The 16,674-nt window shown below is 64.0% G+C and carries 17 protein-coding genes; 11 read left to right on the top strand and 6 right to left on the bottom strand.

Annotation, left to right across the window (positions count from 1 at the left end; translation table 11 throughout):
• Positions 1 to 4: 4 nt before the first annotated feature.
• Together J1M81_RS06085 and J1M81_RS06080 are read right to left on the bottom strand one after the other, a co-directional pair.
• Complete coding sequence (locus J1M81_RS06085) at positions 5 to 2,395, bottom strand: phosphoketolase (RefSeq protein ID WP_206497736.1); 2,391 nt, start codon at positions 2,393 to 2,395, stop codon at positions 5 to 7.
• A complete protein-coding gene (locus J1M81_RS06080) occupies positions 2,392 to 3,270 on the bottom strand; it encodes a universal stress protein (protein WP_206497735.1) in 879 nt (292 codons plus the stop codon). Before J1M81_RS06080 ends, J1M81_RS06085 begins: the two co-directional genes overlap by 4 nt.
• A 150-nt stretch (positions 3,271 to 3,420) precedes the next feature.
• On the opposite strand from J1M81_RS06080, the gene J1M81_RS06075 reads away from it, so the two are divergent.
• The 3 genes from J1M81_RS06075 to J1M81_RS06065 all read left to right on the top strand — a co-directional run bounded on the left by J1M81_RS06075 (position 3,421) and on the right by J1M81_RS06065 (position 5,965).
• Positions 3,421 to 3,816, top strand: coding sequence for a DUF6153 family protein (locus J1M81_RS06075; RefSeq protein ID WP_027495587.1), 396 nt, complete (start codon positions 3,421 to 3,423; stop codon positions 3,814 to 3,816).
• Positions 3,817 to 3,898: 82 nt separating this feature from the next.
• Positions 3,899 to 4,516, top strand: a complete 618-nt coding sequence (locus J1M81_RS06070) for a DUF305 domain-containing protein (protein ID WP_206497734.1) — start codon at positions 3,899 to 3,901, stop codon at positions 4,514 to 4,516.
• Between the two features lie 141 nt (positions 4,517 to 4,657).
• The gene (locus tag J1M81_RS06065; RefSeq protein WP_032400363.1) at positions 4,658 to 5,965 is read left to right on the top strand and encodes an NAD(P)/FAD-dependent oxidoreductase; all 1,308 of its coding nucleotides are present in this window, start codon (positions 4,658 to 4,660) and stop codon (positions 5,963 to 5,965) included.
• Positions 5,966 to 6,058: 93 nt separating this feature from the next.
• Here J1M81_RS06065 and J1M81_RS06060 read toward each other — a convergent pair whose 3' ends face one another.
• The gene (locus J1M81_RS06060; RefSeq protein WP_032400384.1) at positions 6,059 to 6,457 is read right to left on the bottom strand and encodes a hypothetical protein; all 399 of its coding nucleotides are present in this window, start codon (positions 6,455 to 6,457) and stop codon (positions 6,059 to 6,061) included.
• Between the two features lie 77 nt (positions 6,458 to 6,534).
• Here J1M81_RS06060 and J1M81_RS06055 point away from each other — a divergent pair, with 77 nt between their 5' ends.
• The 3 genes from J1M81_RS06055 (at position 6,535) to J1M81_RS06045 (ending at position 9,358) form a co-directional block, all read left to right on the top strand.
• Entirely contained in the window at positions 6,535 to 7,815 is a 1,281-nt protein-coding gene (locus J1M81_RS06055; protein ID WP_206497733.1) for a hypothetical protein, read from the top strand.
• A gap of 177 nt (positions 7,816 to 7,992) precedes the next feature.
• Positions 7,993 to 8,958, top strand: coding sequence for an alpha/beta hydrolase family protein (locus J1M81_RS06050; RefSeq protein ID WP_205914390.1), 966 nt, complete (start codon positions 7,993 to 7,995; stop codon positions 8,956 to 8,958).
• Positions 8,959 to 9,061: 103 nt separating this feature from the next.
• A complete protein-coding gene (locus J1M81_RS06045; RefSeq protein ID WP_027495602.1) occupies positions 9,062 to 9,358 on the top strand; it encodes a hypothetical protein in 297 nt (98 codons plus the stop codon).
• Between the two features lie 52 nt (positions 9,359 to 9,410).
• Here J1M81_RS06045 and J1M81_RS27000 read toward each other — a convergent pair whose 3' ends face one another.
• The gene (locus J1M81_RS27000; protein ID WP_206497732.1) at positions 9,411 to 10,001 is read right to left on the bottom strand and encodes a CsbD family protein; all 591 of its coding nucleotides are present in this window, start codon (positions 9,999 to 10,001) and stop codon (positions 9,411 to 9,413) included.
• 166 nt (positions 10,002 to 10,167) lie between these two features.
• Entirely contained in the window at positions 10,168 to 10,329 is a 162-nt protein-coding gene (locus J1M81_RS06035) for a hypothetical protein (protein ID WP_155288534.1), read from the bottom strand.
• 196 nt (positions 10,330 to 10,525) lie between these two features.
• On the opposite strand from J1M81_RS06035, the gene J1M81_RS06030 reads away from it, so the two are divergent.
• From J1M81_RS06030 to J1M81_RS06020, 3 genes are read left to right on the top strand one after another with little or no spacing between them, the layout of a single operon-like run.
• Positions 10,526 to 12,082, top strand: coding sequence for an NAD(P)/FAD-dependent oxidoreductase (locus J1M81_RS06030; RefSeq protein WP_206497731.1), 1,557 nt, complete (start codon positions 10,526 to 10,528; stop codon positions 12,080 to 12,082).
• Positions 12,079 to 12,900, top strand: a complete 822-nt coding sequence (locus tag J1M81_RS06025) for an alpha/beta fold hydrolase (RefSeq protein ID WP_374223894.1) — start codon at positions 12,079 to 12,081, stop codon at positions 12,898 to 12,900. The genes J1M81_RS06030 and J1M81_RS06025 overlap by 4 nt, the downstream gene beginning before the upstream one ends.
• Positions 12,897 to 13,574, top strand: coding sequence for a TetR/AcrR family transcriptional regulator (locus J1M81_RS06020; protein ID WP_206497730.1), 678 nt, complete (start codon positions 12,897 to 12,899; stop codon positions 13,572 to 13,574). Before J1M81_RS06025 ends, J1M81_RS06020 begins: the two co-directional genes overlap by 4 nt.
• A 16-nt stretch (positions 13,575 to 13,590) precedes the next feature.
• Here the strand turns inward: J1M81_RS06020 and J1M81_RS06015 are convergent, their stop codons facing one another.
• Positions 13,591 to 14,679, bottom strand: coding sequence for a ferredoxin--NADP reductase (locus tag J1M81_RS06015; RefSeq protein ID WP_206497890.1), 1,089 nt, complete (start codon positions 14,677 to 14,679; stop codon positions 13,591 to 13,593).
• 112 nt (positions 14,680 to 14,791) lie between these two features.
• Between J1M81_RS06015 and J1M81_RS06010 the strand changes: the two genes are divergently transcribed.
• Positions 14,792 to 15,799: an alpha/beta hydrolase gene (locus J1M81_RS06010; RefSeq protein WP_308051222.1), complete on the top strand. Its 1,008-nt coding sequence runs from the start codon at positions 14,792 to 14,794 to the stop codon at positions 15,797 to 15,799.
• Positions 15,796 to 16,674 (top strand): SDR family NAD(P)-dependent oxidoreductase, encoded by an 879-nt coding sequence (locus J1M81_RS06005; RefSeq protein WP_032400365.1) that lies wholly within the window; start codon positions 15,796 to 15,798, stop codon positions 16,672 to 16,674. Before J1M81_RS06010 ends, J1M81_RS06005 begins: the two co-directional genes overlap by 4 nt.

Genomic DNA, 16,674 nt, shown 5'->3' with positions numbered 1-16,674 from the left:
TCCGTCACGACCACCGCCATTCGCGAATCTCGGGTAGATCCTCGAAGTGTTTCCGGATGTAGGCGTCGTGCCGGGTCAGTTGGTCCCGGCAGTGCTGCCGCAGTTCCTCGGCACCGGCCGGCACCGTGTGTGCTCGGTCGAGTGCTTCGATCGCCAGGTGGTAGCGACTGATCTTGTTGAGCACCACCATGTCGAACGGTGTTGTCGTGGTGCCTTGTTCGATGAAGCCGCGGACGTGGAATCTCTGCGCGTTCGGACGGCCGTGCAGCAGCTGGTGCACCGCCCGGGGGTAGCCGTGGAAAGCGAAGACGACATCGACCGAGTCGGTGAACAGATCGGCGAACTGATCCTCCGAGAACCCGTGTGGATGATCGGCGACGGGTAGTAGCGCCATCAGGTCGATGACGTTGACCACGCGCACCTGCAACTCGGGAGTCCAGTTACGCAACAGGTCCGCTGCAGCGAGAGTCTCCTCGGTCGGAACGTCGCCGGCGCAGGCCAGCACGATCTCAGGATCGCGCGGAGTAGCGGTGTTCTCGGTACCGGCCCAGTCCCACCGCGAGGCACCGGCTGCTGCGTGTGCGCGAGCCTCAGTGAGCGTCAGATACTGGGGATGGCTCTGTTTGTCGACCACCAGCACGTTGACGTGTCCGCGGCTCCGAAAGCAGTGGTCGGCAACGGCGAGAAGAGTATTTGAGTCCGGTGGCAGCCACACACGCACCACATCGGGTGCCAGAGGGATCACCGCGTCGATCAGTCCGGGCCCCTGATGACTGAACCCGTTGTGGTCGTTGCGCCAGCACGTACTGGTGAGCAGTACGTTCAACGAGGCGACGGGTGCGCGCCAGGCCAGAGTGGCCGCATGCTGCAGCCACTTGGTGTGCTGGATCAGCATCGACACGCTCACCATCGCGAAAGCCTCGTAGCTCGCGAACAATCCGTGTCGGCCCGACAACAGGTACGCCTCGAGCCAGCCCTCACACAGATGCTCGCTGAGCACCTCCATGACGCGGCCGTCGGCGGCCAGGTTGTCGTCGAACTCGGTGGTCGGCAGCTGCCAGCATCGGTCGGTGGCCTCGAACACGGCCTGCAGACGGTTGCTGGCGGTCTCGTCGGGGCAGAACAGGCGGAATGTGCCACCGCCGTCGGGTCGTGCGTTGTCGAGGTAGATATCCCGCATCATCTCCCCGAGTACGGTGGTCGTCTCGTGTGAGACGCGTCCCGGGGAGTCGATCGTCAGAGCGTAGTTCTCGAGCTCGCGAATGACCAAGGGCTGCAACAGCACACCGCCGTTGGCGTGGGGAGTGGCCCCGAGCCTCTTGTCGCCCGTCGGAGTGAGTTCACTGATGTGCGCCGCGGGTACGCCGTTGTCGTCGAAGAGTGATCCGGGATCGTAGGAGAGCAACCACTGCTCGAGCTGCGCCAGATGCGACGGGTTCTCGCGGACGCCGGACAGCGGGACCTGGTGGGCCCAGTGCGTTCCCTCGATCAGCTTGCCGTCGACCTCGTGTGGCCCGGTCCAGCCCTTCGGGGTACGCAAGACGATTGCAGGCCATGCACTTCCGTGGTGCGACTCGCCGCCGCGGGCCGCACGCTGGATTCTCCGAATATCGTCGTGGGCGCGGGTGAGAGCGAACTGCAAGGCCGGGAACACCTCTCGCGGATCGTCGCCCTCGACGAAGATCGGTGCCCAACCCTGACCGCCGAGGTAGTCGGCAATCGCTTGATCGGTGCTGCGCCCGAGCACTGTCGGGCCGGAGATCTTGGCGTCGTTGAGATGCAGAATGGGCAGCACTGCGCCGTCACGAACCGGGTTCAGGAACGCCGGGATCTTCCATGAACCCGACAGCGGACCGGTTTCGGCCTCCCCGTCGCCGACGACACAGGCGACCACCAGATCGGGGTTGTCGAACGCCGCGCCCGCTGCGTGGATCAGGGCATACCCCAGCTCGCCACCCTCGTGGATACTGCCGGGGGTCTGCACGCTCACATGGCTCGGAATGCCACCGGGAGTGGAGAATTGGCGACACAGACGACGCACACCGTCGCTGTCGAGCGAGATGTCGGGATAGATCTCGCTGTACGTGCCTTCGAGATAGGTGTTCGCGACCAACGCCGGGCCACCGTGACCGGGACCGGTGACATACAGCCAATCCGAACCGGTTCGGCAGATGAGGCGATTGAGCAGCGTGTAGATCATCGACAGACCGGGGCTGGTGCCCCAGTGCCCGAGCAGTCGGGGCTTGATGTGTTCCACCGTCAGTGGTTGCCGTAGCAATACGTTGTCCTGCAGGTAGATCTGGGCAACCGTCAGGTAGTTCGCGGCAGCCCAGTAGCGCAGATCGGCGTCGAGTTCATCGGAGCTGTAGGTGGTCTCGGTGGTGGACGCGGTCATCGGTTCGTGGGTACGACAACGACGGGGACATCGACCGAATGCAGCAGTGCGCGGGAGGTCGATCCGAGCAGCATCGAGGCGAAGCCGCCCCGGCCGCGGCTGCCGACCACGATCAGCTGCGCGCTCTCGGAGGCGCGGACCAGTTCGCGAACGGGTCTGTCCTGAACCACCACCCGGCGGATGGTGACGTCGGGGTAGTCCTCCGACCACCCGGCCAGGCTCTCCGCCAGCGAAGTCTTCTCTGCCAGTTCGGAATCGGCCCACGGACCTTCTTCGTCGCGGGTCAGCACGCTCCCGAGCTCGAGGTCGCTCCACGCGTGTACGGCAACGAGGTCGACACCTCGCATCGACGCCTCGCGCAACGCGAATCCGATGGCCGGCTGGCTGTTGGACGTGCAATCCACACCCACGACCACCGGCCCGTCGCTGACCGTGTTCGACTTGATCACTGCAACAGGGCACTTGGCGTGTGACACGACGGCGGTACTGACCGACCCGACCAATCCGCCGGTGAACTCACCGAGGCCTCTCGAACCGACGACGATCAAGGCAGGCGCGACGTCGAAGTGCGTCAGATTGCGTGCAGCCGAGCCATGTTCGAGACGAGTGTCGAGAATCAGTGAATTGCCTGCCGCGGTCTTGTGCGCAACGTCGACCGCAGCGGTCAGGACCCGCTTGGCCTCGACGTCCGGATCTGCGAACGCGCCGATCCGGAGGCTGATGGCATCGCCGTAGGTTCCCGGTGCGAACAGTGACGACGTGACCAACTCGAGCGGGGCGTGGCGTCGTATCGCCTCACGCGTTGCCCAACGGACCGCGTCGAGCGATGTGGCAGATCCGTCGACTCCGACGACGACCCGACTCGATGCATTCATGTTGTATTCCCGTTCGTTGACTGTCGTGTTCAGGTACACCTCGAGCATGGCCCCTTCGCTGGAGAGCAGACAGAGTCGGAAGTCCCTCGGCTCGAGCCGGAATGCCCTCACTGCTACCCCTGGGGGGTATGTCTTGCTATCGTCGGTGACATGCATTCAGTGATCCGACGCCGTCGCCCGGGCTTTGCTTCGGCGACCGGATTGCTGATCGCGCTGACGATCCTCGGGGTACTGCTGATGCATTCGGTGACACCGACCACGTCGGCAAGAAGCGAGCATGCGGCCATGGCGTCGGCGACCCACCACGAGGACCCGGTTCAGGTGGCAGTCGGTGAGCACGACTGCCCGTCGGGACATCAGATGATGCATCCGTGCGCGGGAACCACCGTGTCGTGGGCTGCGCTGTCGGTCCCGGCGACGAGCGTCGATGTCGCCCACCCGGTCATGTCGGAGGACGGGATCGGTGGGCGCGTCCATTCCATATCGGAGCGTGCGCCGCCGTGGACTCTGTGGGAGTTGGACAGATCGGTGACCTTGCGAGTGTGACAGGGAGCCCGGTGGACGCACGACCACCGGCGGATCGGCATACCTAGAGCCCTGTATTGCACACTCGTTCAAGGAGTTTCACATGCGTACAACACTCGTCGCTTCGGTGGCTGCCGCCACCGTGAGCGCATTCCTCGTCGCCGGCTGCAGCAGCGACACCACGTCGGATTCGTCGACGTCGACTACCTCATCGGCTTCCGTTCAGGATTCGGCATCGGCATCGGCATCGGCGGAGTTCAACGACGCCGACGTCATGTTCGCGCGGATGATGTACCCGCACCACGCGCAGGCCGTCGACATGGCTGACATGGTTCAAGGTCGCACCGACAATCCGGACGTCGTGGCACTGGCGTCGGCGATCCAAGCCGCGCAGCAACCGGAAATGGACCGGATGACGGCCTGGCTCGCCGAATGGGGTCAGCCCGCACCCCAGTCGGACATGGGTGAGATGAGCGGAATGGACCACAGCTCGGGTATGGGCATGATGTCCCAGCAGGACATGGACGCCCTGACCGGTCTGTCGGGCCCGGAGTTCGACCGTCAGTGGCTGACGATGATGATCGAGCATCACGAGGGCGCGATCGAGATGGCGAACAACGAGATTGCGGACGGCTCGAACCCCGACGCGCAGGAGATGGCTCGCACGATCGTGGCCACGCAACAGCAGGAAATCGACACGATGCAGCGGATGCTCGGCTGATCCGTTGTCGGAACGTTGCCGGGCCGCACCCCAGACCGGGGCGCGGCCCGGCGGGGGACGACTACACGCCGTTGCCCTCGAGTACGCTGTGACGCGCGAGGAATTGTGTTCTGCGGGTCGGATCGAGGGAGAGTATCGACGATGTCACGTCCACGGGTCCTGGTCCTCGGCGGCGGCTTCGGCGGGTTGTATGCAACCCGCCGGCTGCACGGTTCGGATGTCGACATCACCGTTCTCGAACGAGGCACCTCTCATGTCTTTCAGCCGCTGCTCTATCAGTGCGCAACCGGCCTTCTCTCCGAAGGCTCGATCGCCAGCCCGTTGCGTCACCTGTTGCGCAAGCAGAAGAACGTGAAGGTGGCTCTCGGTGAAGCGACCTCGGTGACAACCGTGGGCGATGGCGGAGTGGTGACGGCGAGCCGCTTCGACGGGTCGACGTTCGAGTTGCCGTACGACTACCTCGTGGTTGCCGTCGGAATGCAGCAGGCGTATCACGGCCACGACGAATACGTGCAGTGGGCACCGGGCATGAAGACCCTCGACGACGCCTTGGCGATCAGGCGAAAACTGATCTCGGCATTCGAGATGGCCGAGTCCCTGCCCACCCCCGAAGAGCGTCGCCCCTGGCTCACCTTCGCCGTCGCCGGTGGAGGGCCCACCGGAGTCGAATTGGCCGGGCAGATACGGGAACTCGCCACCCGGGCGCTGGCGAAGGAATTCGATTCGATCCACCCGTCCGAAGCGCGCGTTCTGCTGTTCCACGGCGGTGACCGAGTGCTCGAATCGTTCCCCGACTCCCTGACGAAGAAGGCTCAGCGCACCCTCGACACGGTCGGAGTCGAAACGCATCTCGGCGTTCACGTCACCGACGTCACGGCCACCGACGTCGAGGTGACGGCCAAGGCCGAACCGAAGACCGTCACACGCCACGACACTCGCACCGTGCTGTGGACCGCAGGCGTCGAAGCGGTTCCGTTCGTGAAGAATCTGGCCGACGCCCTGGGCGTCGAGCAGGACAGGTCCGGACGGATCGCCGTGCAGCCCGACCTGTCCGTGCCGGGTCACCGCAACGTGTTCGTCGTCGGCGACATCATGGCGTTGAACGGTCTCGCCGGTGTCGCCGAAGTGGCGATGCAGGGCGGTAAAGCTGCGGGTGCGGCAATCGCGGCCGACGTATCTGGTTCTGCACGTTCGGATTTCAAATATCGAGACCTGGGCACTGCCGCCTACATCGCCCGCGGGCACGCACTGGTGCAGGCCGGGCCGCTGAAGATGTCGGGATTCCTGGGCTGGGTGTCGTGGGGCGTCATCCACATCGCATTCCTGGCCGGTAAACGCAACCGAGCCGGGACGCTGATCAACTGGGGCGCAACACTTCTCAGCGGAACACGACGTGAACGGGCAATCACCTACGGCGACCCGGAAACGGCGCGCAAACCGTACAACTGACCTGAGCGCCCACTATTTTCACCCTCGTACGGAATCCCGCTTACCAGGGCGAATTGTGGACACTCAGATCAGTTGCCGGCGGTGTCGACAGGGTCAGCCGATGCCGGGGATGTAGCCGGGGTAGACGAAGTGCCGTGGACCGCCGCCGGGGAGCAAGTGGCCAGTCGAACCCGGGTAGTCCATACTCAGCGGAATGAGCTTGTGCGGGTTGCCGTTCGAGTCGGCCTGCCAGCACTCCAGCAGTACGCCATGGAATCCGGTGCACACGATGCGAGTGCTGTTGCCGTAGGGCGAGGTCAGTCGATTCTCGCTGACGAAGGGATTCCAGTAGTCCGGGTCCTGAGGAGTGAGGAACACTCCGGTGACGTCCTGCGGAGCAGTCGGGCTCGGGTACGGCGGCGCGACGGGCCATTCGTCGGCGTCGGCGGTACCGACTCCGAGTGCGGCGGCACCTGCGACGACAGCAACCGTGACGGCGATACGACGAAACATGGCGTACTCCTGACGTTGGGTTCGCGTTGAATAGACCACACACGGCCGTCGATTGGGAAGCCCTCTACATTGAACGCGTGATTGCAGCGGATCGCGTATTGCCCGTAGTGGCCACGGCCATCGGCGGATTCGTGGCCGGATATTCGATTCGTGAATCCCTCGGCCAGGATGTGTTCCACATCGAGTCGACGGGGAAGTGGTACGGAGCGTTCGTCACCGCGCAGTGGGCTGGTTCTCTCACGGTTCTGATGGCGGTGCTCGTGCTCGTGATGGTCCATCGCCGCCGGCCCCGGATATCGGCAGCCGTAGCAACCGTTCTCGGCTCCCTGCTGGTGGCGCTGCCGTCCTTCGTGCCGATCGCGGCCAATCAAGCGGTGACGACCAATGCGCTCGGTGCCGGCGCTCTGGTCGGCATCTGCGGATCCATCGCCGGTGGACGCAGGCTCCCGTCGGGCGGCCTTGCAGTAGGACTGCTGGGCTCGATGTTGTTCTACAGCGCGATCTCCCGGCTACGCGGACCGCGTGAGGGTCGGTGGATGGACGGGCTGGGGCCGTATCTGGTGGAATCCACGGTCCCGCTACTCCTCCTTCTCGCAACCACTATCGTGCTGCTCGTGGCCGTCCGGCGGGCATCCGTGGGCCGATTCGAAACCTCCGACGCAGTAGCCGCTCTCGTGCTGGGATTCGTCTGTCTGGTGGTCTACATCTATCTGGGCAATACGACGTCGACGGCGAGCACGTGGATTTTCGCCGTCGCGATCGCCGTCTTGGTGGCATACGGTGTTGCGTTCGACCTCGGTGGCCTCGACGGCCGATACGTGATGTCGGGCTTGGCGATAGCGGCGTCGGGAGTCAATGCGCTCGGGTGGGGCGACGCGTCGTGGTGGGTACTCGTCGTGGCCGCGGTGTTGTTCGCCGGAGCGGTGGGAGTGGGCCTGCGACGCGATCTCACCACGGCCGCGTGTGCACTGCTGACCGTTGTGACGGCCACCGGTCTACTGCCCATCGGAGACGACTCGATCAATACCGTTGGGGCTGTGTGCTATTGCGTGCTGCATCCCATCGCTGTCGGATTGCTCGTCGGATCGGCACGAGCGACGCGCACGGTGGCGTCGACCATCGGTCCGCTCGTACCGTTCGCACTGACGCTGTTCTCGGTGTCGGCACCGGTGCCGCCGCGGGTGTTCGGTTGGACGGATGGGACATCCGACGACTATGTGCCGCCCATTGTCTGGTTGTATTCGCCACTTCCCGTCGGCGTTGTCGTAGCGATGATCGTCATCCTGGTGTGTCTCGTCCTCGGTTCGAGGGCCGAGCGCGAGCATCACGATCGCGTCTCGGATTCGTCCGGTCCATAACGCTCGGGACGTTTGCTCGAGGTAACGTCACCTCATCTTCGGCCGATGTAGAAACTCGACCGGTGTAACTCGACGAAAAGGTGAAACAGCGTGCCACGATCTCGACGACACGGCTTCCAGCGATTCGGTTCGGCTGCGGCCGTCGCCCTCGCAGTGGCGATTCTTCCGACCGCGCTGATGACGCCCGTCGCGTCCGCGGACGAACTGCCCGCCGCAACGACTCAGTCGAGCAACGGCTCGCGAATCGAATCGGTGAACACCCTCGACGGCCGCCAGGTTCAGCTCCAGGTGTACTCCGCGTCGATGAACCGCACCATTCCGGTGACGGTGCAGCGCCCCGCCGACGAGAGCGTGTCGCGTCCGGTGCTGTACCTGCTCAACGGTGCAGGTGGCGGCGAGGATGCGGCATCGTGGCAGTCGCAGACCGACGCCGAGGCCTTCCTGTCGGACAAGAACGCCTACATCGTGACTCCGCAGAAGGGCAAGTGGTCCTACTACACCGACTGGCTGCAGGACGATCCGAAGCTCGGCAGCAACAAGTGGAGCACCTTCCTCGGTGAAGAACTGCCTCCGCTGATCGATGCGCAGTTCGACACCAACGGTCGCCAGTCGCTGGCAGCGTTGTCCATGACGGGCACGTCGGTTCTCAACATCGCAATCAAGTACCCCGGCAAGTTCACCGGTGTCGCGGCATACAGCGGTTGCGCGCAGACCTCGGACCCGATCGGTCAGCAGTTCGTCAAGCTCGTCGTCGAGACGTACGGCGGCGGAAACGTCGAGAACATGTGGGGCCCGCTCGACGGCCCCGTGTGGCGCGAGAACGATCCGCTGCTCAACGCCGAGAAGCTGCGCGGCACCCAGATCTACATGAGCACCGGCAGCGGACTGCCCGGCATCCCGAACGACACCTTCGCCAACCCGCGACTGAAGAACGACCCGGCGACGCTCGCCAACCAGGTCATCGTCGGCGGCGGCATCGAGCTGGCCACCAACTTCTGCACGTCCAACCTGGCCAAGCGTCTCGACCAGCTGGGAATCCCGGCAACTGTCGACTTCCGTCCGGTCGGCAACCACTCCTGGGGCTACTGGCAGGACGACCTGCACAAGTCCTGGCCGTTCCTGGCAGGATCGCTCGGCATCTGATTCCTTCTGATCGAAGACGGCCACCCGCACCTCGCGTGCGGGTGGCCGTTTCTCGTTGCGGGGACAGGTGTGACTGCGTCCGAATCGAACGTATGATCGAACGATGGCACGACGCGCTCAACCTCGACCCGCGTCTGCCGTGCGTCCGTTCAAGATGCTCAGACCTCCGCTCAAGGTGTGGATCGATCTGAACGTCCTCTACCCGCTACCGCCACATCACGCGTCGAAGTTCAATCCGGAAGGCTTCGATGTTCGACGCGTGGTCCCGGGGGATCTGGTCGAATGGTCCATCACCGTCGACGGCGATTGGTTGGGTCGCGTCACCTACGAACTGATGTCGCGAGACCGGAGCGAAACCGTCACACATTGGGTGCCCAGCCGGGCGCTGAAACCGCTGTAGAACGAGCGAAAGCCCCGCCTGAAAACGAGGCGGGGCTTTCGGGTGATCACCTTCAGAAGCTGTGCTTACGCGCCTTCTTGGCGAGCTTGCGGGTGGTGCGCTTCGACGGAACGAACAGGTGTGCAGCGCTGCGTCGACGGTTGCGGCGACGGATCAGCACGAATGCGACGGCACCGGCGGCGGCTGCGATGGCGGCGACGATCGGAGTGCCGACCTTCGCGGCCTCGGCCACATCCTCGCTGTCGATGTTGCGGACCGTGGTCTTCACGTCGTCGGTGACGGCGGAGGCCTTCTCGGCTGCCTTGTCGGCGACCTGGGAGGCCTTCTCCTTCACGTCGTCGACGTCGACGTTCTCGACCTTGTCCTGGACGGCGCTCTTGACGTCTGCGGCGGTGTCGGCTGCCTTGTCGGCAACGTCTGCAGCTGCGTGCTTGGCCTGCTTGGCAGCGCCGGCCGCGGAGTCGGCAACGCTCTCGGCGGCGTCGGAAACCTTGTCGGCAGCCTGCTGAGTGTTGGCCTTGGCCTGGTCGGTGGCCCCTTCGGCGCGAAGGCTGTCGTCACCGGTGGCCTCACCGGCCTTCTCCTTCGCAGTCCCGGCCAGTTCTTCTGCCTTGTGCTGAGCCTTGTCGATGAAGTCGGCCATCGGTATCCCTCTTTCGTGTAGGTCGTCTCCGGAATCCGGAGCGGTGACGTCGCGGACGACGCCGGTAAGTATGAGTCGAACTCGACGGTCCGAAACATACGTCCGACTACGGTGTTTCGGGTCACTACGACGAGTAGCCGTATTTGTGCTGCTCGGCGGGCTGCGACTACTTCGTCGAACGCGGCCACCACGTTCTACGGCGTGCGCGCGCCGCACGCGCTGAGTAGGCCGTCGACAACGAGCGCCGGTCGAAGTCCAGTCCCGATCCTCTCGACGTGAGCAGGATCAGCGCGATGACTCCCGCAGCCCCGACCGCCACGGGAGTCATCGGCTACTGGTTCCGGTTGCGTTGGGTGTACACCCAGCGAAGAGAGTGCGGTCCATGACAGCTCCTGTCTGTGTTGTCACGAAGGCTGCCATTGACACCGCCACCAGTCAATGGCACATTATGTGATGTTAGTCGCGGTGTCGCTGCTCGGTCGGCGTCCGGGCGATGGTGTTCGGTGAGACAGCGAGGCGCGTCGATGAATGCAGATACTTGGCCCGAGGTCGACGGTTCGATCCACGACAACTTCAGGGATGTGCTCATCGTCGGTGCGGGTATTTCGGGAGTCGGAGCCGCGTATCGCTTGCAGGAGATGGCACCGGAGCTCAGCTACGCGATCCTAGAAGGGCGCGAGCGAGCAGGCGGTACCTGGGATCTGTTCCGGTACCCAGGTATTCGTTCGGACAGCGACATCTTCACGTTCTCGTTCCCGCACACGCCATGGCAGGGAGACACCCTCCTTGCTCATGGCGAAGACATTCGCAACTACATCGTCGAAACCGCCCACGCCAACGGCATAGACGAGCACACGCACTTCTCGACCTCGGTCGTTGCGGCGAACTGGGATTCGTCGACGGACCTGTGGACCGTCGACACACTGTCCGACGGCGTGCCGCGGACGTATCGAAGTCGATTCGTGTTCTTGTGTACCGGCTACTTCGACTACTCGGGTGGGTACACCCCGGATCTTCCCGGGATGGAGAAGTTCACCGGGCAGGTGGTGCATCCCCAGCAGTGGCCGGAAGGTCTCGACCACACCGGTAAGCGGGTCGTTGTCATCGGAAGTGGCGCGACCGCAATCACTTTGGTGCCTTCGCTCGCGGTCGATGCTGCGTCGGTGACGATGCTGCAGCGCTCGCCGACCTACATCGCGTCGTTGCCGATGACCGATCCGTTCACCACCCTCACTCAGCGTGTACTGCCGGACTCCCTCGCGCACAGTGCACTGCGGTGGCGCAATGCACTGTTGATGGTCGGCTCGTATCAGCTGTGTCGACGTGCGCCGAAGACGGCCCGCAGGGTGTTCCGGGCGATGACGAAGGCGCAGCTTCCGCGTGGATACGACGTCGACAAGCACTTCAAGCCGACGTATGCCCCGTGGGACCAGCGGCTGTGCGTCGTGCCGGACGGCGATCTCTTCAAGGCCATTCGCACCGGCCGCGCGACTGTGGTGACCGACCGGATAGCCGAGATCACCGCCGACGGGATCCGGTTGGAATCTGGTGACGAGATCCCCGCCGACATCATCGTCACCGCAACCGGATTGAAGCTCCAGGCGTTCGGGGGTATCGAATTGTCTCTGGACGGTGAGCGGCTCGAGGTGCACGACAAGTTCGTCTACAAGGGTCACATGCTCGAGGACGTACCCAACGTTGCATGGTCCATCGGGTACACGAATGCATCGTGGACGCTCAAGGCCGACATGACGGCGCAGGCAGTAGCCAAACTGTTGGTGTACATGCGGTCTCACGGCTACACCCATGCGATCCCGGACCGACAGGGCAAGGCCGTGGACTCTCGTCCGGTCGTCGACCTCGCCTGCGGATACGTCACGCGTTCCTTGAACGAGCTACCCAAATCGGGGACCGAACGTCCCTGGTCGGTGCGGCAGAACTACATTCTCGACAGGATCGACGCACGATTCGACGATCTGACGGAATCGATGACGTTCGGCCGAGCGGACAACGCCCGTGTGGCGGGGGCGGATATCGCGCCCGTATACCGCATCTGGCCGAGAAAGGTCGGCACGCAGTGACTTCCGACATCGACGGTCTGACCCTCGCGCACACCATCCGGGGTGAGGGCCCTACATTGGTGCTCATTCACGGCATCGTGCACAGACAACATGCGTGGGACAGTGTCGTCGACATACTGGCGCGGCATCGACGAGTGGTGACGGTGGACCTGCCCGGTCACGGCGCGTCACCGGACTTGCCCACCGAGGAATTCGACCTGGGTCCGTGGATCGTGGCCGAGTTGGAGCGATTTCTCGACTACGTTGCGGTGGACGGCGAGAAGCCGCACGTGGCCGGTAATTCGTTGGGTGGATACTTCGCGATGGAACTTGCTGCCCGCGGGTCGGTCGCCTCGGCGACCGCCCTGTCACCGGCCGGTTTCTTTCGCGGACACTGGGATCAGACTCGGGCGCTCTTCGTGTTCCGTCTGTTGCGGGCGTTGTCTCGAGTGATGAGCCCGATCGCACCGACCGTCATGCGTTCGGTCGTGGGACGCACGATCGCCAACGCTGTCTTCTACGCCAAGCCGTGGCGAGTTCCCGCGGCAACGGCCACGATCGACGCGCTCAGCATCACTACCAATCGTGCGATCGACGCGGCCGGTAACGCAGTGCCGCGCTTCAGCGTTCCGGTCGACGAGTCCGTTCCTGTCACCGTCGCGTGGGGACGCCGGGACCTGGTGTTGCCGGTGTATCAGGCACCGCTGGTGCGTCGAACGTTTCCGCAGGCAGACGTCTGCACGTACTCGGGGCTCGGGCACGTTCCGATGTCGGACGATCCGGAGTTGGTCGCCTCGATTCTGTTGAGGGGATCACGAACCGTCTCGCGCTCGGCGTGACCGTGCCGGAGAAGGTCGACGGGCGAAGCCATCGGTGGCACGATCACCGGATCACTCGGCGCCGTGAACTACTCGATTGCACACTGGCCGCCATTCGTCGGCATGGGCACGACATCGGGATGGACGAGATCGCCGCGGCGAACCACGTCTCGAAAACTGTTCTGTACAAACACTTCGCCGACAAGAAGGGGCTCGCGAACGCCGCGATGGCGCGATACGTCGAGACTGCACTGGTGCCTCGGATCCGGGACGCGATCTCCGAGGATCTCGACGAATATCACCTCACCCGTGCCGTGATCACTGCCTATGTCACGACGGTCGCCACCGATCCCGAGATCTACATCTACGTGCACGCGAACAATGCGGTCGGTGGCAACCAGGACATCGTCACCGCATCGGAAGAACTGATCGCAGAGTTGCTGACGACCGTCATCGCCGACAGATTTCGAGAGCGGGAGTTCTCGACGGCCGGCTCGACGCCCTTCGCTTTCGCCATGATCGGTGCGGTCCGGTTGGCGTCGCACTGGTGGATGTTCGACCGGACCATGACGGTCGACGAGCTCATCGACTACCTCACCATGATGGTCTGGGGCGGTATCGCGGGGATTGCACGAGCCTCCGGCTCCGCCGCGGCGTTCGCCTCGAAGCCGCATTCGTTGACGCTCGAGGGCTGAGCGCCCTCCTCCGGGATCAGCGGTCGAACACCGCACGAACGCTCGTGGAATCGGGCACGGACTGGCAGGCCAGTCGGACGCCGTGCTGCAGTTCGTGTTCGTCGAGCGTCTCGTTGGCGAGCATGTTCACCGTGCCCTCGGTGAGGGTGTACGCACAACCGCCGCAGGTTCCTTCGCGGCATACGTACGGCGGGTCGAGACCCAACTCGAGGAGTCGGTCGAGCAGCTTCGTGTCTGTATTCCAGGTGGACTCGGTCTCCATTCCGTCGATCTCGACCTGAGCGGTGATGGAGTTCGCGCCCGGTTCGTCGGAAATCGTCGCGTCGCCGGGCCGAAACGGATTCGAGTCGAAGGAGGAGAACACCTCGCGATGGGTTCTGTGCGCCACCGTGCCGGTCCGGGCGAGCCACTCCTCGGCGACGTTCATGTACTGCGCTGGGCCGCAGAGGAAGACCTCGCACTCGGCCGGAATGTTCGCACCCAGCGAAGCCAGTCCCGCAGCGGTGGGCAACCCCGATTCCGAGGTGTACCAATGGTGAACGTTCAGTCGTTCGGGAAAGCGAGACCGCAGTTCGGTCAGTCGCTCTGCGAAGATCACCGAGTCGCGATTCTGGTTGGCGTAGACGAGGGTGATCCGATTCTCGTGCTGCACCAGGGCGGTCTCGAGTATCGACATGATCGGGGTGATGCCGCTGCCGGCGGCCAGCAGGACGAAATGGTCGTCCCAGCTCTTGGGTCCGAACATGCCCGACGGCTTCAGCGCCTTGAGTCGCATCCCACGAACAGCGTTGTCGTGCAACCAGTGTGATGCCAGACCGTCCTGAATGCGCTTGACGGTCACAGTGGGGAACGGGTCCCGGACCGGAGAGCTGGAGAAGGAGTAGCACCGGGCCACCGATCCGCCGTCCGTGCACGGAATCTCCAGGGTGAGGAATTGTCCCGGCTCGTACCGAAACTGCGCTTCCCGATGCTCGGGAACCAGAAAGCCGAGGGAGATCGCATCTTCGGTCTCGAGGGTCACCTCGGCGATCTCCAACTCGAAGATCCTGTCCTCGGGACCGATGGCAGACGCATCCAGTTCCGCCGGTGGATTACTCCTGAACATCGTCACGTGTGCTCGCTCCCTTGCGCTTTCGGTGTTGGACGCCACTGTCGCACACTTCGCCACTAAATAATAGGCCATTGACAAATGGCGAATAGCGGGTGAGGGTGATGACGTGACTCCGACCACCGACGACGACTACCTGCCTCGCGGCGCGTTCAGGGCCGGGTCTCGGCGAACCCGTCTGGCTGCCTTGATGACTCGGCTGATTCTGCGTCCGATGACGAACCTGCTGCCGACCTCAGGCGGCGGCATCGAGTTCTCTCGACGCCTCGTCGCCACCTCGATGAACCTGTGCGGTCCGGTCCCGAAAGGAACGGCAGTGGACCTCGTGGCCGAAGGCCCGGTTCGCGGTGAGTGGGTGCGAGCACCCGGCCTGTCGCCGGGGCCACGCGTGATCCTCTACATCCACGGCAGTGCATACGTCATCTGCTCGGCGCGGACGCACCGTGGTCTCACCGCACGATTGTCCAGGGCGACGAGCCTGCCGGTGTTCACGGTCGACTACCGGCTCGCCCCGGAACACCCATTTCCCGCCGCAGCCGACGACCTCGAAGCCGCGTACCGCTGGCTGCTGGGCCAGGGGTACGACGCATCGAACATCGTCATCGCCGGGGACTCTGCCGGCGGACACCTGGCCGCTGACCTGATCATCGAGAACGACCGAACCGGGACGCCGCAGCCGGGAGCATTGGTGTTGTTCTCGCCGTTGATCGATCTCGACTTCGAGCTATCGGCGCGCATGGAACGCACGCGCAAGGACCCGATGATTTCGGCGAAGGCAGCGCGAGGACTCGTGGCGCTGTACACCGACGGCCACGATGCGGATCTCCCGCGTCTCCGGCTCGATCTCGGACGTGTGCGAGAGCTGCCACCGACGCTGATCCAGGTGGGCGGAGCCGAGATGCTCAGGGGCGATGCGCGACACCTGCACTCCATGATCGACGCGGCCGGCGGAGAGAGCGAACTCGAAATCTGGCCCGATCAGATGCACGTGTTCCAAGCTCTCCCGAGGTTGATCCCCGAGGCCGACCGAGCACTAGAGCATGCATCCGCATTCATCGCGTATGCGCTCGATAATCAAGCCCTACAACATAATTCGAAGGAACAGGTATGTCGATGAGAAGCAAGACCGGAAGACCCTCGTACGGGTCGAGAGCGGTAGTGACCGGCGCAGGCAGCGGCATCGGCCGGGCGTTCGCATTGGAACTGGCTCGACGTGGAGGAGCCGTCATGTGCGCCGACATCTCGTTGCCGCGAGCGCAGGAGGCCGTCGCGATGGTGAACGCCCTCGGCGGCACCGGATACGCCGTCGAGTGCGATGTGTCGATCCGCGAGAACGTCGAGGAACTGGCCCTGCGTGCAAGTATCGAGTTCGACGGACCCACCACGGTGCTCATCAACAACGCAGGCGTCGGAATCGGCGGAAAGCCCGTCGGCAACATCGGTTTCGAGGACTGGAACTGGGCCTTGGGAATCAACCTCTGGGGCGTGATCCACGGCTGCGAGGTGTTCACGCCCGGGCTTCGGGCCGCGGGTGAGGGCGGGATCATCAACGTCGCGTCCGCCGCCGGCTTCGCCGCTGCGCCGCTGATGGGTCCGTACAACGTCGGCAAGGCCGCAGTGATGAGCCTGTCGGAAACGATGGCGGCGGAATTCTCGGGTACCGGTGTGCGGGTGTCGGTTCTGTGTCCCACCTTCGTCAAGACCAACGTTGCCGTCGACGGCCGGATCACCGCGAGTTCGTCCCGACTGGCCGAGTTCGCGATGCGCTGGACCGGACGGTCTCCCGACAAGATCGCTGCCAGAACGCTCGATGCATTCGACCGGGGCCGGCTCTACGTCGTGCCCCAGTTCGACGCCAAAACCGTCTGGCGGTTCAAGAGATTGCTGCCCGCCGTGTACGTGCGCTTTCTCGGCTTGCTCAATCGTGTGCTGCCCGCCGAGCAGCAGCCGGCGAAGAACGAATCCCTCACCTCGACAACCACAGGAGCCTGA

Source organism: Rhodococcus sp. KRD175, from assembly GCF_017168275.1.
Classification (GTDB): Bacteria; Actinomycetota; Actinomycetes; order Mycobacteriales; family Mycobacteriaceae; genus Rhodococcoides; species Rhodococcoides fascians.
The sequence above is the reverse complement of the archived record's forward strand: the minus strand, read 5'-3'. Positions and strand labels throughout refer to the sequence as shown.

Excerpts from the sequence above, each read along its gene's own strand:
- J1M81_RS27000 (WP_206497732.1), bottom strand. The coding sequence starts at position 10,001 with ATGGCCGACTTCATCGACAAGGCTCAGCACAAGGCAGAAGAACTGGCC.
- J1M81_RS06030 (WP_206497731.1), top strand. The coding sequence starts at position 10,526 with ATGAATGCAGATACTTGGCCCGAGGTCGACGGTTCGATCCACGACAAC.
- J1M81_RS06060 (WP_032400384.1), bottom strand. The coding sequence starts at position 6,457 with ATGTTTCGTCGTATCGCCGTCACGGTTGCTGTCGTCGCAGGTGCCGCC.
- J1M81_RS06035 (WP_155288534.1), bottom strand. The coding sequence starts at position 10,329 with ATGACTCCCGTGGCGGTCGGGGCTGCGGGAGTCATCGCGCTGATCCTG.
- J1M81_RS06065 (WP_032400363.1), top strand. The coding sequence starts at position 4,658 with ATGTCACGTCCACGGGTCCTGGTCCTCGGCGGCGGCTTCGGCGGGTTG.
- J1M81_RS06005 (WP_032400365.1), top strand. The coding sequence starts at position 15,796 with ATGAGAAGCAAGACCGGAAGACCCTCGTACGGGTCGAGAGCGGTAGTG.
- J1M81_RS06045 (WP_027495602.1), top strand. The coding sequence starts at position 9,062 with ATGGCACGACGCGCTCAACCTCGACCCGCGTCTGCCGTGCGTCCGTTC.
- J1M81_RS06080 (WP_206497735.1), bottom strand. The coding sequence starts at position 3,270 with ATGAATGCATCGAGTCGGGTCGTCGTCGGAGTCGACGGATCTGCCACA.
- J1M81_RS06050 (WP_205914390.1), top strand. The coding sequence starts at position 7,993 with ATGACGCCCGTCGCGTCCGCGGACGAACTGCCCGCCGCAACGACTCAG.
- J1M81_RS06015 (WP_206497890.1), bottom strand. The coding sequence starts at position 14,679 with ATGTTCAGGAGTAATCCACCGGCGGAACTGGATGCGTCTGCCATCGGT.
- J1M81_RS06070 (WP_206497734.1), top strand. The coding sequence starts at position 3,899 with ATGCGTACAACACTCGTCGCTTCGGTGGCTGCCGCCACCGTGAGCGCA.
- J1M81_RS06085 (WP_206497736.1), bottom strand. The coding sequence starts at position 2,395 with ATGACCGCGTCCACCACCGAGACCACCTACAGCTCCGATGAACTCGAC.
- J1M81_RS06075 (WP_027495587.1), top strand. The coding sequence starts at position 3,421 with ATGCATTCAGTGATCCGACGCCGTCGCCCGGGCTTTGCTTCGGCGACC.